At 70.5% G+C, this 12875-nt stretch carries 9 protein-coding genes; 4 read left to right on the top strand and 5 right to left on the bottom strand.

The genetic code is table 11. The features are described from left to right. Positions 1–72: 72 nt before the first annotated feature. Genes AC0IYU_RS16555 through AC0IYU_RS16535 form a run of 5 tightly spaced genes read right to left on the bottom strand, consistent with a single transcriptional unit; the run spans position 73 to position 6975 of the window. Entirely contained in the window at positions 73–1488 is a 1416-nt protein-coding gene (locus tag AC0IYU_RS16555; protein WP_472118937.1) for an efflux transporter outer membrane subunit, read from the bottom strand. A 23-nt stretch (positions 1489–1511) separates the two neighbouring features. Then, positions 1512–3524, bottom strand: coding sequence for an ABC transporter permease (locus tag AC0IYU_RS16550; RefSeq protein ID WP_472118935.1), 2013 nt, complete (start codon positions 3522–3524; stop codon positions 1512–1514). Beyond that, complete coding sequence (locus AC0IYU_RS16545) at positions 3521–4690, bottom strand: efflux RND transporter periplasmic adaptor subunit (protein ID WP_472118932.1); 1170 nt, start codon at positions 4688–4690, stop codon at positions 3521–3523. The genes AC0IYU_RS16550 and AC0IYU_RS16545 overlap by 4 nt, the downstream gene beginning before the upstream one ends. Positions 4691–4702: 12 nt before the next feature. Then, positions 4703–5287 carry a Fur family transcriptional regulator gene (locus tag AC0IYU_RS16540; RefSeq protein WP_472118929.1) on the bottom strand — a complete coding sequence of 195 codons (585 nt, stop codon included), beginning with the start codon at positions 5285–5287 and terminating at the stop codon, positions 4703–4705. After that, entirely contained in the window at positions 5284–6975 is a 1692-nt protein-coding gene (locus AC0IYU_RS16535) for a cyclic peptide export ABC transporter (protein ID WP_472118926.1), read from the bottom strand. Before AC0IYU_RS16535 ends, AC0IYU_RS16540 begins: the two co-directional genes overlap by 4 nt. 239 nt (positions 6976–7214) lie before the next feature. Here AC0IYU_RS16535 and fhuF point away from each other — a divergent pair, with 239 nt between their 5' ends. The 4 genes from fhuF (at position 7215) to AC0IYU_RS16515 (ending at position 12853) form a co-directional block, all read left to right on the top strand. Next, positions 7215–8006 (top strand): siderophore-iron reductase FhuF, encoded by a 792-nt coding sequence (gene fhuF, locus AC0IYU_RS16530; protein ID WP_472118924.1) that lies wholly within the window; start codon positions 7215–7217, stop codon positions 8004–8006. Positions 8007–8055: 49 nt separating this feature from the next. Then, entirely contained in the window at positions 8056–8901 is an 846-nt protein-coding gene (locus tag AC0IYU_RS16525; RefSeq protein WP_472118922.1) for a N(5)-hydroxyornithine transformylase PvdF, read from the top strand. Between the two features lie 91 nt (positions 8902–8992). Then, entirely contained in the window at positions 8993–10294 is a 1302-nt protein-coding gene (locus tag AC0IYU_RS16520) for a lysine N(6)-hydroxylase/L-ornithine N(5)-oxygenase family protein (protein ID WP_472118919.1), read from the top strand. Between the two features lie 177 nt (positions 10295–10471). Further along, positions 10472–12853 carry a TonB-dependent siderophore receptor gene (locus AC0IYU_RS16515; RefSeq protein ID WP_472118916.1) on the top strand — a complete coding sequence of 794 codons (2382 nt, stop codon included), beginning with the start codon at positions 10472–10474 and terminating at the stop codon, positions 12851–12853. The last annotated feature ends 22 nt before the right edge of the window (positions 12854–12875 follow it).

Raw genomic sequence — 12875 nt, 5'->3', positions numbered from 1 at the left:
TGGGGCGCCAGGCGCCAGCGGTTGCGCCTGCGCGGCGCCTCATGGAAAGAGACGATCCACCGCACGGAATGTTCAGCCGGGTGTGCGCTCGCCTCGCGCCATGGCAGAGGCACCGGCGCCCCGGCCCCAACCCCCACCCATGGCGCGGTAGAGCGCGACCCTGGCCTGCAGGCGCGCCATGCGCAGCTCGACCGACAGGTCTTGCGCCCCGTACAGCGTGCGCTGCGCGTCGAGCAACGTCAGCAGCGTCTCCGCGCCCGCGCGGTAGCGCGCTTCGGACAGCTCTGCCGCCCGGCGCGCCTCGGCCAGTTCGCTGGCCTGCGCCTCCGCCTGCGCGTCGATGGCCCGGACACCGTCGAGCGCGGTCCGGGCATCGCCGAAGGCCGTGGCGATCGCGCCCCGGTAGTCCGCGAGCAGTTCCTCCCGCCGGGCCTCGGCCAGCTTTTGCGCACCCGCCAGCCGGCCGCCGTCGAAGATCGGCGCGGCCAGCCCCGCCGCCAGGCTGTAGATGGGGTTGTCGAAGATCTGGCCGTAGCGTCCCGGTCCGGTGCCCAGCGCCGCGCTCAACGTGACGGCAGGCAGCAAGGCCGCGCGCGCCGCCCGAACGTCGGCATCGGCAGCGGCCAGTTGCGCCTCGGCACGGGCGATGTCGGGGCGCCGCGCCAGCAAATCGGAAGGTGCGCTCGCGGCATCGATGGGGGGAACCTGAAGCGCATCGAGCCGCGGCCCGCGCGGCCCCGCTGCCGGCATCGACGTGCCCAGCAGCACCGCCAACGCGGTTTCGGCGTCCGCAGCCTGCTGGCGCAACGCAGCGAGCGAGCGCTGCTGCTGCGCCACCAGGCCGCGTTGCTGTGCCAGGTCCAGCGGAGACACCGCACCGGCACGGCTGCGGGACGCCACCAGTGCGAGCACGCGGCGGGCATTTTCAAGATTGCGCTCGGCGATCGAGGCGCGCTCATGCAATGCCAGCGCCAGCAGCCATGCGGACGCCGCCCGCGCGGTGAGGCCGAGCCGTACCGTGTCGCGGTCGAAGGCGCTGGCACGCACGCCCTGCACGGCCTGCTCGCGCAATGCGGCGGCGCGGCCCCACAAGTCGAGTTCGTAGCGGGCGACAAAACCCGCGGCATGGGTGCTGCCGTCGACTTCGGCATGGCCACCCAGCCGCCCTTCCCGCCCGACGTCGATCGCGCCGGACCATTGCACGCGCTGCGCCGCGCCCGCGATGACGGCCTGCGCGTCGGCCTGCCGCACCCTGGCCACGGCGGCGGCCAGGTCGAGGCTCTGTGCCTGCGCACGCGCGACCAAGGCGTCGAGTTCGGTGCTGCCGAAACCGCGCCACCACTGCGCGTCGACGGTTGCGGCGCCGGCCGGTGACGCAGCAGCCTCGTGCCATGCCGACGGCACTTGCACCGAGCGGTCGGCTCGGTCGTGCGGCACGGCGCAGGCGCACAGCAGCGCCACGCAAGACAACAAAAGAGCCGGGCGCATGCCAAGGCGAAGAAGCCGCACGCTCACTCCCCCGCCAGCGCCACGACGGGATCGAGCCGGGCGGCATTGCGCGCCGGCATGAACCCGAAGACAAGGCCCGTCAGCACCGCGCAACCGAACGCGCCGGCACTCGCCGGCAGCGAGAACCGCACCGGCACGCCGCCCAGCATCAGCGCCACCACGATGCCCAGCCCCGCGGCCACGCCGACCGTGCCGCCGACCGAGGTCACGAGCACTGCTTCCGTCATGAACTGGCGCAGGATGTCGCGCTGGCGAGCGCCCGTCGCCATGCGAATGCCGATCTCGCGCGTTTGCTCGCGCACCGTCATCAGCATCACGTTCATCACGCCGATGCCGCCCACCACCAGCGACACGACCGCAATCAGGCCCAGCATCATCGTCATCGCCCGCGCGGTCTCGGTCTGCACCCGCAGCGCCTCGACGCGGTTCCATATCAGCACGCTGCGCCCCGCCTGCTGCCGCTCGAGCTGCGCCTCGATGGCGGTCGCCGTTTCCTGCGCCTTGTCGATGTCGCGCACCTGCACCGCGATCCATGTCGGGTTGGGATGGCCATAGACGCGCGTGGCGGCCGAGGACAGCGGCACCACCACCCGGTCGTCCTGGTCCTCGCCGTTGGTGGCACCCTTGGAAGCCAGCACGCCGACGACCTGGAACGGCACCTTGTCCACCAGGATGTCCTGGCCGAGCGGGTCCTGCCCGTCGTGAAACAGGCGCTTGCGCACCGTCTCGCCGATGACCGCGACCTTGGCGACCCGCCGCTCGTCCTCGGCGTCGAACATCACGCCCCGGCTCACGCCCCAGCCGAGCACGCCCGAGAAATCGACCGTGGCGCCGCCGCCTTCCGTGAGGTGGTCGACGTTGCCGCGGCGCACGACCACCTTGTCCTCGATGTAGGGCGCAACGCCTTCGACATTGGGCAACGCCCGGATGGCCAGCGCGTCGTCCAGCGTGAGCGGCGCAATCGGGTTGCGCAGGCTGGCGGCTTGCGTGGAAACGAACATGGTGCGGGTGCCGAAGGTCTCGAACTGCGCCATCACCTTCTGCTGCGAGCCGCCGCCGACCGCCAGCATCACGATGACCGAGGCCACGCCGATCACGATGCCCAGCAGCGTGAGCCCGGTGCGAAACCTGTTGCTCCACATCACGCGCCAGGCCGCCCGTGTCGCCTCGCGGACATCGGCCGGCAACGATGCGCCGGCGGTGGCGCAGGGGCGAGCGAAGACCGGCGCAGGCGCGGCGGCGACAGCGCCCGCGCCCGCGCCGGTGTGCTCACCCGAGTCCGCCACGATGCGCCCGTCGCGGATCTCGATGACACGCCGTGCCTGCGCGGCCACCGCGCGGTCGTGCGTGATGAGGATGATGGTGTGGCCCGCGTCCGCCAGTTCGTGCAGCAGCGCCATTACTTCGGCGCCGCTCCTGGAGTCGAGCGCACCGGTGGGTTCGTCGGCCAGGATGATGCGCCCGCCGTTCATCAGCGCCCGCGCGATCGCCACGCGCTGCTGCTGCCCGCCCGACAGCTGGTGCGGGCGGTGGTCGAGCCGCGTCCCCATGTCCAGCCGTTCGAGCAGCGCGGTGGCGCGCGCGCGCCGTTCGGCCTCCGGCATGCCGGCGTAGAGCGCCGGGATTTCGGTGTTCTCGCGCGCCGACTCGCTGGGCACCAGGTGGTAGCCCTGGAACACGAAGCCGAAGGCCTCGCGGCGCAGCCAGGCGAGCGCGTCGGCATCGAAGCCGGCCACGTCCTGGCCGTCGAACAGGTAGCGCCCAGCGCTCGGCCGGTCGAGGCAACCCAGGATGTGCATCAGCGTCGACTTGCCCGAGCCCGAGGCACCGACGATGGCCACGAACTCGCCCGCGTGCAGGCGCAACGAAATGCCATGCAGCACGGTCGTGGCCGGGCTGCCCGCCCGGGCCTCCTTGCCGTCACGGTCGCGGCGCCCGCCGTACGACTTGCGAATGTCCTGCAGCTCGATCAGCGGCCGCGGCGCACCGCCGGGCGCGTGCGGCGCGCCCGTCATGGCTTCGCGGCCTTGGCGATGACGATGCGCTCGCCTGCCTGCGCGCCTTCCAGCACCTGGGCGGACAGCCGGTTGCGCACGCCGATGCGCAGCTGCCGTGCCTCGACCTTGCCGTCGGGGCGCAGCACGCGCGCGGTGAAAAGGTCGGTGCTGCCGGCGACCGGCACCAGCGCGGCCAGCGGCACCGAAAGCACGTCCTGCGCGGCGTGTTCGACGAAGGCCACCTTGGCCGTCATCTGCGGCATGAGCTCGCCGTCGGCGTTGTCGACGTCGAACAGGGCCGTGTAGACCACCACCTTGCTCGCCGCACCGGAGGGCTTGGCGCCGCTGTCGCCGCCCGCCTTGTTCTCCGGCACCGGCGGCGCGGGCAGCAGCTGCCGCACACGGCCCTGCCAACGGCGCCGGCTCTCACCGAGCGTGGTGAAGTACACCGGCATGCCGGTCCCGATGCGCCGCACGTCGGCCTCGGACACTTCGGACCACACCGTCATCGACGACAGATCCGCCACGCGCAGCACGTTCGGCGTCTGGTAGGTCGCGTTCAGCGTCTGGCCCTCGCGCGCCTCCACCGACACCACGGTACCTGCCATCGGCGCATAGATGCGCGTGTAGCCGAGGCGGGCCTCGTCGGCCTTCAGCGTGGCCTGCGTCTGGGCCATCTGCGCCCCGACTTGTCGCACGCGCGCGCCGGCCGACGCCAGCGCGGCTTGCGCCGCCTGAACGTCCTCGTCGCGCGTGGCGCCGTCCGCCGCCATCTGGCGCTGCCTCGCATGCTGTTGCTGCGCCAGCAGGTGCTGGGCCTGCAGGTCGTCGCGCTGTGCGCGCAGCCCCGCGAGTGAAGCGCGGCCCGCATCGACCGTGGCCTGCTGCACGCTGGGGTCGATTTCCACCAGCAGCTGCCCCCGCTTGACGACGTCGCCCGGCTGCACGTGCAACCGAAGAATCTGCCCCGACACCTGCGCACCCACATCCACATAGTGCCGCGGCTGCAGCACGCCCAGCGCCGTGACGCTGGACTCGATGCTGCCGCGCGACACCGGGACGGAATCGACGTCCGCGGGCTCGCCGCGCCCCCAGAGCAGCCCCGCGCCGGCCGCCGCGCAAAGGCACGCCAGGAGCACGGCAACCACCGGGCGGCCCCAGCCGCCTTGACGCACATCACTCATGCCTGCTCCTCGTCAAGCGGCCATACGTTGCGTGCGCGGACGCGCCCGAAAGCCCGCCAGCGGCAGCAGCTTGCCGGGTTCGCGCGACAACCGGTCCTCGCCCGGTGACGCCTCCACGCGCGGGTGCTGGCAGGACGAACAGGCACCGTGGATCTGCACGTCGAAAGTGCCCGCCGGCGGCAGGCCCTTGCTCAGGGCCACGCGCATCAGCGCCTCCTGGAGTTCGCGGTCCTGCACCTCGGTGAAACTGCCGCATCCGCTGCAGCGCATGCGCACGCTCGTGGCGTCGGCATGGGCGCCGGGCGCCACGTAGCGGAACACCGCCAGCGCCCCGCCGCGGCTGCGCGCCCACTCGCGCTCGATGAGCCCGGAATGCTCGAACTCCTTGAGGATGCGATAGACCGTGGTCAGGCTGGCCGAGGTGCCGCGCAGCAGCATGCGGCGAAACACCTCTTCGCCGCGTTGCCATTCGCTGCCCGCGTCCGCCAGCGTCTGGAGCACGCACAGCCGCACCACGGACGGCCGGATCCGCGCGGCGCGCAACTGCGACATGAACACCGGGCGGTGCGTCTCTCGAGTTTGCGGGTCGTCGCTCATGCGGCAAGGCTCTCCAGGTGACCGCGCGGCCGGTCGTGCGCAATGCGCCCGGCGTGCATGGTGATGACGCGGTCGGCCAGGTGGAAGTAGCGGTCGTCGTGCGAGATCACGACCAGCAGGTGCCCCTTGGCGCGCAGCTCGGGCAGCAGCTCGGTATAGAACAGGTGGCGGAAGGTCGGGTCCTGGTCGGCGGCCCATTCGTCGAATACCAGCACCGGGCGTCCCTCGAGGTAGGCGTGCACCAGGGCCAGGCGCTTGCGCTGGCCGGTGGACAGGTCGGTGGTGGTGAAGGCGCCGTTCTTCAGGCTCACCTTGTGGGCGATTTCCAGCCGCTCCAGGTAGGGCAAGGCGCGTTGCGGCAGCACCTGCATGCTGGCCTCGCCCTGCGCTTCGTCCGGGCCGGCGGCAAGGTCCTCGAACAGGTAGAAGTCGGAAAACACCGTGGTGAAGAGCTGGCGGTAGTCGTCGCGGCGCTCGGGGCCCACGCCGGTGCCGTCGATCGCCACCTCGCCTTCGTGCGGCGCGTACAGGCCCAGCAGCAGCTTGACGAGCGTGGTCTTGCCGGAGCCGTTGTCGCCCACCACGAACACCATCTCGCCGCGGCGCAGCTGCAGGTCGATGGGCCCCAGCGCAAAGGCCTCGCCGCCCTCGGGCGCATCGAAGGCGTAGCGCACGCCGCGCAGGGCGATCTCGTGCTCGAACTTCAGCTCGCTGCCGGCGTGGCCGACGTGCAGGTGCGGCTCCGGCGTGGCAAAGCGCGCCGACAGGTCGGCAATGCGCCGGAAAGCGACGCGCGCCCGGCCCACCGCCGGCAGCGCGCCTGCGATCTGGTCCATCGGCCCCTTCAGGAACAACAGCACCAGCACGAAGCCGCTGAGCACCGCGGGCTCGGTCGCTCGGAACGAGGCCCAGCCCAGGATCAGCGCGATCAGCAGGAAGAACAGGCCCGAGCCGAATGCCGTGGCCATGACGAAGGTATTGATCGCACGCCCGTTGACCTTGCGGATGTTGTCGACGATGCGCTCGACCTGGCCGCCGAACATGCGCTGGCGGCGCACGCGGTGCATGCGCAGCTCCTTGGCGCCTTCGCTGATCGCGCGGTAGGCCTTGTGCAGCTGGTCCTCATGCTCGCGCGCCTTCCAGAAACCGTTCACGCCGCGGATCTGCGCCATGGCCTGCACCGTCGCGCCAATGGCCAGCGCCACCACCAGCACCCCGAACAGCGGCAGCGACAGGTACGCCAGGTAGCCCAGGCAGCCGAGCGCGGTGACGCAGGCGATCAGCGTGGCGGCCAGCGCGAACGCCACGTCGCTGACCATGTCCACGTCCTGGGACAGCACGGGCATCAGCCGGTGCGTGCGGTAGCGCTCCAGCGCGTCGATCGGCGCCGACAAAATCTTCTGCGCCAGGCTCTTGCGAACCTGCGCGACCACCCGCTGGCCGACGTAGTTGGTGGAGACATCGGACACCATGCGCCCGAACAGCGCCACCGCGCACAGCGCGATGAAGCTCAGCAGCAGGCCGCCTGACAGGCCGCCCTGCCGGTTGAGCACCTGGTTGATGGTGCTCAGCAGCGCGACCGTGGCCGCACCCGCGCCGATGCCCGTGACCGCCGAGAGCAGGATCCACGGCAGGAACGGCTTGAGCAGGCGTGCGAACTCGCCGTCGGCAGCGGGGGCAGTGGTCATGCAAGAACTCTTTCCGCCCGCAGGCGACTGGGGTCCGGCGGCGCGGGCAAGCCTGCCGCCGGAGCAAAACGGATGGAGGCGGCAACGGCCGCCTGTACCCACTAGACGGGTGGCAGCCGCAAATGTTCACGCCGCGTTCGAAGCACGGCGGCATGAACACCGGCGCAGCCCAACCGTCCTAGCTTCATGCCTCCTGCAAATCGCAGCGCCGCCCGCGCGCTCCTTCGCCCCACGGCGCCATGATCGCCCTGCTGGAGCCCTTGTTCCGGGGCGACCTGGCGCCGCACGGCGAGGCGTTGCAGTGCGCGCCGCAACCGCCCGCGGACGCGCTGCGCGTGGCCGACCTGGTGCACTCGCCCGAGCTGCTGGGCCGCATGCTGCGCCTGCATGCGTCGCACCTGGGGGTCGAAGGCAAGGACCTGCGCGCCGTGGCTTCGGCCTGGAGCCTGGGCTACCTCGGCCTGCTGATGCCGCCGGTCGCGGCCGCCGCCAGCGTGCTGCAACACGGATTTCCCATGGCCGCCCACCAGGTGTGGGTGCGGCTGGGCCCGCACGCCCATCCGCTGAGCTTTCACATCCGCGAGCTGGGCCGGCCGCAACCCGGCGAGACCACCGGGGCACGCTACTCGGCGCTGCTGCGGCACCACCTGGCGCCGCTGTTCTCGGCGCTGTGCAGCCTGGCGGGCGTGCCGGTGAAGATCCTGTGGGGCAATGCGGCGCGCAGCCTGGAGCCGGTGCTCGACCAGGCGCTGGCGCTGACCGGCGCAGCGACGCCCATCGCCGACGACAGGCGGCAGTTGCTGCACACCGCCGCCTGGCCGGCCCGCGGCCCGGCGGGCGAAGCGGCATGGACCAACCCGCTGCCGGGCCCGCAGCGCGAAATTCGCGTGGGCGCCGATGCAGGCGAAGACGCCCGGGGCGGCGAGCACGGCGAACGCACCGTGAAGCTGCACCGCCAATGCTGCCTCTTCCACCTGCTGCCGCGCGAAGGCTACTGCGGCGCCTGCCCGTTGTCGCCGGCGCACCGCTGACACCGCCACCCGGCCCGACCTTCTTCCACCCACCACCAGGCGCATATCCATGTCCACCGTACCCAAGGCAAAACTCGTCTACATCATGTCCCTGAGGAATGCGGCGGCCGACAAGGCCGGCCAGCACATCGACTACAAGGGCGGCCGGCGCTACATGAAATCGCCGCTGGAGTACCTGGCCGAAGCGCTCGACCACACGCCGCTGGGCGACGCCTGCTCATTGGAGGCGGTGTTGTTCGACGACGACGAGGGCTCGCCGCGCGACCGCGAGGCCCTGCAGGACTACGGCTTCGGCTTCGATCCCTCGCGCCAGTGGATCTTTCCCGCCGGGCTCCAGGTGCAGGGCCGCCGCGTCAACGACATCTTCCACGGCGTGCCCTCGACCTACCGGCGGCTGCCGCTGGACGCGGCGACCGAGCGCGCCGCCGGCAAGAAGGAGTTCGAGCAGCGCCTGCTCGACCGGCTCCACGCACTGGAGGCCGACATCGTCGTGCTCGACGGCCTGCTGGTGATCCTCGACAAGCTGGCACGGCCCGAGAGCCCCTTCTTCCGCCGCATCGCGAACATCCATCCGGGCATCACGCGGCTGGGGTCGCCCTTCGAGCGGCGCGGCGCCTGGGCCACGCTCGACGCGCTGTACGGCGCCAAGGGCCAGCGGGTGGTCGACTGGCGCACGCGCGAGACGGTCGCGGTCGAGCCGGTGCTCAAGACCGGCGCCTCCTTCCACTACGTGGACACCGGCATCGATTCCGGCGAGGTGATCTTCGACGTGCTGGGCACCGACATCGACCCCGCGGACACCATCCTCGAGCTGCGCTGGAACAACTTCAACCGCAGCCTGTTCCCCGCGCTCCACCAAGGCCTGGCCCTGATGGCCGAGACCGTGCCCGCGTGAACATCCGGCGCCGGCGGGCGTCTTCTTACACACGGCCCAGGGCAGGCCGCCGCACGCGGCGCGCCGCCCTCCATCACAGGAGTTGATTTCCATGCCACACGTCCATGATCTGGTCGGGATCGGGTTCGGCCCGTCCAACATCGCCCTGGCCATCGCGCTCGAGGAAAAGCGCCCCGCCAGCCGGCCGCTCGATGCGATGTTCATCGAGAAGCAGCTGAGCTTCGCCTGGCACCCGCACATGCTGCTGGACCACGCGCACATGCAGATCTCCTTCATGAAGGACCTTGCCACGCTGCGCAACCCGACCAGTCGCTTCACCTTCATCAACTACCTGCATGAAAAAGGCCGGCTGACCGATTTCGTCAACCTGAAGAGCTTCTTCCCCAGCCGGCATGAGTTCAACGACTACCTCTCGTGGGCGGCCGAGCAGTTCGAGCACGCCTGCGCCTATGGCGAAGAAGTGTTCGAGGTGCTGCCCGAGGACAGGGGCGGCGAGGTGGCGCTGCTGCGCGTGCGCTCGCGCAACCATGCGGGCAAGCTGGTCGAGCGGCTCACGCGCAACCTGGTGGTCGGCATTGGCGGTACGGCCAACATTCCCGACGGCTTTCGCGCCCTGCGGAACGACCCGCGCGTCTTTCATTCGAGCAGCTACCTGCAGGACATTGCACAGCTGCCGCACGCGCGCCGCATCGCCGTGGTGGGCGCGGGGCAGAGCGCGGCCGAGATCTTCATGGACCTGCAGGGCCGCCCCGGCGCGCCGCAGGTCGACCTCGTCACGCGCGCACGCTCGATCCGCCCGGCCGACGACAGCCCCTTCGTGAACGAGATCTTCAACGCCGAGTTCACCGACTACACCTTCAGCCGCTCCGGCGAAGAGCGCGCCGCGCTGCTCGACGAGTTCTGGCACACCAACTACGCGGTGGCCGACCTGGCGCTGATCCAGCAGATCTACGCGGCCTTCTACCAGCAGCGCGTGACCGGCGGCAACCGCCTGCGCCTGCTGCGTCGGCACGACATCCGCAACGTCACGGCCGACGGCCAGGGCGTGCACCTGGCGTTGTGGGACCAGAACGCGCTGCGCGAGCACACCGTGCGCTACGACGCCGTGGTGCTCGCCACCGGCTACGCGCGGGAGCACCACAAGGCGCTGCTCGCGCCGCTGGCGGGCTACCTGGGCGGCTACGAGGTCGACCGGCACTACCGCGTGCTGGCCGCGCCGGGCTTCCAGCCGGCCATCTACCTGCAGGGCGCCTGCGAGGATTCGCATGGGCTGAGCGACACGCTGCTGTCCGTCACCTCGCTCAGGACTGGCGAGATCGGCAGCGCCCTGCTGGCCACGCCGGCGGGTCCGGCGCTGCAGCCGAGGCCGCAGCCCGAAGCGCTCCAGACCTGAAAAACCCATCGCCGGCGGGCGCGCTTGAAAAAAGTCGGCGAGGGGGTGTCTCTGTTTGATGAGTTCGAACGTCTTACTCATAGATGCGCCAGCGACCGGACCAGGACCGAAAACCGGGCCGGCATCCGCACCTTAATGTGAATACGTCGTCATTCGAAAAACTGGAGTTGTTCTTCTATGCGTCCCCTGCCTCGTCAACATCTGCTGAACGCCGCGCTCGCCGCGGCGTTCGGTTCCGTTCTCACCGCCTGGGCCCCCCCGGCTTCAGCGCAGGCGTCCGGCCAGGCCGTGGCACAGGTGTTCGACGTTCAAGTGCCGTCGCAGGCCCTGGGCGCCGCGCTGAACGAGTTTTCGCGCCAGACCGGCGTGCAGGTGTTCGCCGCGGGCGACGTGGTCGCCGGCACGAGCTCGCGCGCCGTGGCAGGCAGGCTGACGGTGGAGCAGGCCCTGCGCCAGATGCTCGCCGGCTCCTCGCTGGAAGCCACGCGCACCGTCAACGGCGGCTTCGCCGTGCGCCGCGCCGCCGACATTTCCGGCGCCCAGAACACGCTGCCCGCCGTGCAGGTGGTGGCCAACGCCGACGAATCGCCGACCGGCCCCTTCCCCGGCTATGCGGCGCGGCGCACCGCCACGGCCACCAAGACCGACACCCCGGTGCTCGAGGTGCCGCAGTCGATCTCCGTCATCGGCCGCGAGGAAATGGACGCGCGCGGCGCGCAGGACGTCATGGAGGCCATTCGCTACACGCCGGGCGTCACCACCGGCATGTACGGCCCCGACAACCGCGGCTGGGAGTACATCCTGCTGCGCGGCTTCGCCACCACCTACGGCGTCTTCAGGGACGGCCTCGCCCAGCCGCCGTTCGGCCCCACCTACTACCTGACCGAGCCCTACGGGCTGGAGCGCGTGGAGGTCTTGCGCGGCCCGGCGTCGATGGTGTTCGGCCAGGGCGACGCGGGCGGCATCGTCAACCGCGTGAGCAAGCTGGCCAACGGCGAGCGCGTCCGCGAACTCGAGCTCCAGTACGGCAGCTTCCAGCGCAAGCAACTGGCATTCGACCTGGGCGACCAGATCGGCAACGACACCGACCTGAGCTATCGCCTGGTCGGCGTGAGCCTGGACAGCAACGACCAGGACCGCTACCCCGACGGGCGCAAGCTGAACCACACGCGCAGCTACATCGCGCCTTCCGTGCGCTGGCAGCCCAATGCCACCACCTCGTTGACCGTCTTCGGCGAATTCCTCAGGAACAACACGGGCGAGGACCCCTACTACCTCACGCAGAACTACCGTCTCTACCCGATCAAGGTGGGCGACCACAGCTTCGGCCAGCTCAAGCAGACGTCGAGCGCCGTCGGCTACCGCTTCGAAACGGCACTGAACGACAGCTGGACCCTGCGCCAGAACTTCCGCTACAGCCAGATCGACCTGAGCCGGCGCGTGGTCTGGGCCGACTCCCTCGGCGAAGACCAGCACACGCTCGCGCGCATCGCCAGGACCTGGAACGACCCCGTGGACCTGGCCGCGCTCGACACCAACGTCCAGGGCAAGCTGCGCTACGGCTCCGTCGAGCACACGGTGCTGCTCGGTGTCGACTACAGCGACCAGAAGGGCAAGCAGCGCCGCTTCATCGGCGCGGCCCCCGACCTCGACCTGTTCGCCCCCGTCTACGGCCAGGCCGTGACGCTGCCCACCGAGCCGCTGAGCAACCTGTCCCAGTCGACGCGCCAGACCGGCTTCTACGCCCAGGACCAGATCAAGTTCGGCGAGAACTGGGTCGTCACCCTCGGCGGGCGCCAGGACCACGTGCGCCAGGTCACCGACAACTACCTGGACTTCACCCGCACCCGCAAATCGGACAGCGCGTTCAGCGGCCGCGCGGGCCTGACCTACCTGCTGGGCAACGGCTGGGCGCCCTACGTCAGCTATGTCACGTCCTTCCTGCCCAACAGCGGTGTGGACGTCAACAGCGAACCCTTCAAGCCCAGCCGCGGCAAGCAGGTCGAGGTGGGTGTCAAGTTCCAGCCCGTGGGCACGCGCACCCTGTTCACCGCCGCGGCCTTCGACCTGCGCAAGACCAACGTGGTCACCGCCGACCCGGCGACCTCCGAGGAACGCCAGACCGGCAAGCAGCGCTCGCGCGGCATCGAGCTGGAGGCCAAGGGCGAAATCGCGCCGGGCCTGAACATTGCCGCCGCCTACACCTGGCTGGACATGAAGGTGCTCGCCAGCCTCGACCCCGACGAGGTCGGCAAGATCCCGCCGCTGGTGCCCAAGCAGTCCGCCTCGGTGTGGCTCGACTACACCCTGGGCAACGGCCTGGGGTTCGGCGGCGGCGTGCGCTACATCGGCAAGCGCCAGAACGACGAGCAGAACACCACGTTCGAACGCGGCGTGACGCTCATCGATGCGTCCGCGCACTACGAACGCGGCCCGTGGCGCTTTGCGCTCAACGTCTCCAACCTGGCGGACAAGAAGTACAACGCGATCTGCTACCACGGCGAGTGCTACCAGGGCACGCGCCGCTCGGCAACCCTGACGGCGCGGTACAAGTTCTGACCTGCCGGCAGCCCGCCGCATG

Source organism: Variovorax sp. AC103 (genome assembly GCF_979254005.1).
The sequence above is the reverse complement of the archived record's forward strand: the minus strand, read 5'-3'. Positions and strand labels throughout refer to the sequence as shown.

Bases quoted from the DNA above. Each gene is read 5' to 3' on its own strand.
- AC0IYU_RS16555 (WP_472118937.1), bottom strand. From the start codon at position 1,488: ATGCGCCCGGCTCTTTTGTTGTCTTGCGTGGCGCTGCTGTGCGCCTGC.
- AC0IYU_RS16550 (WP_472118935.1), bottom strand. From the start codon at position 3,524: ATGACGGGCGCGCCGCACGCGCCCGGCGGTGCGCCGCGGCCGCTGATC.
- AC0IYU_RS16545 (WP_472118932.1), bottom strand. From the start codon at position 4,690: ATGAGTGATGTGCGTCAAGGCGGCTGGGGCCGCCCGGTGGTTGCCGTG.
- AC0IYU_RS16540 (WP_472118929.1), bottom strand. From the start codon at position 5,287: ATGAGCGACGACCCGCAAACTCGAGAGACGCACCGCCCGGTGTTCATG.
- AC0IYU_RS16535 (WP_472118926.1), bottom strand. From the start codon at position 6,975: ATGACCACTGCCCCCGCTGCCGACGGCGAGTTCGCACGCCTGCTCAAG.
- fhuF (WP_472118924.1), top strand. From the start codon at position 7,215: ATGATCGCCCTGCTGGAGCCCTTGTTCCGGGGCGACCTGGCGCCGCAC.
- AC0IYU_RS16525 (WP_472118922.1), top strand. From the start codon at position 8,056: ATGTCCACCGTACCCAAGGCAAAACTCGTCTACATCATGTCCCTGAGG.
- AC0IYU_RS16520 (WP_472118919.1), top strand. From the start codon at position 8,993: ATGCCACACGTCCATGATCTGGTCGGGATCGGGTTCGGCCCGTCCAAC.
- AC0IYU_RS16515 (WP_472118916.1), top strand. From the start codon at position 10,472: ATGCGTCCCCTGCCTCGTCAACATCTGCTGAACGCCGCGCTCGCCGCG.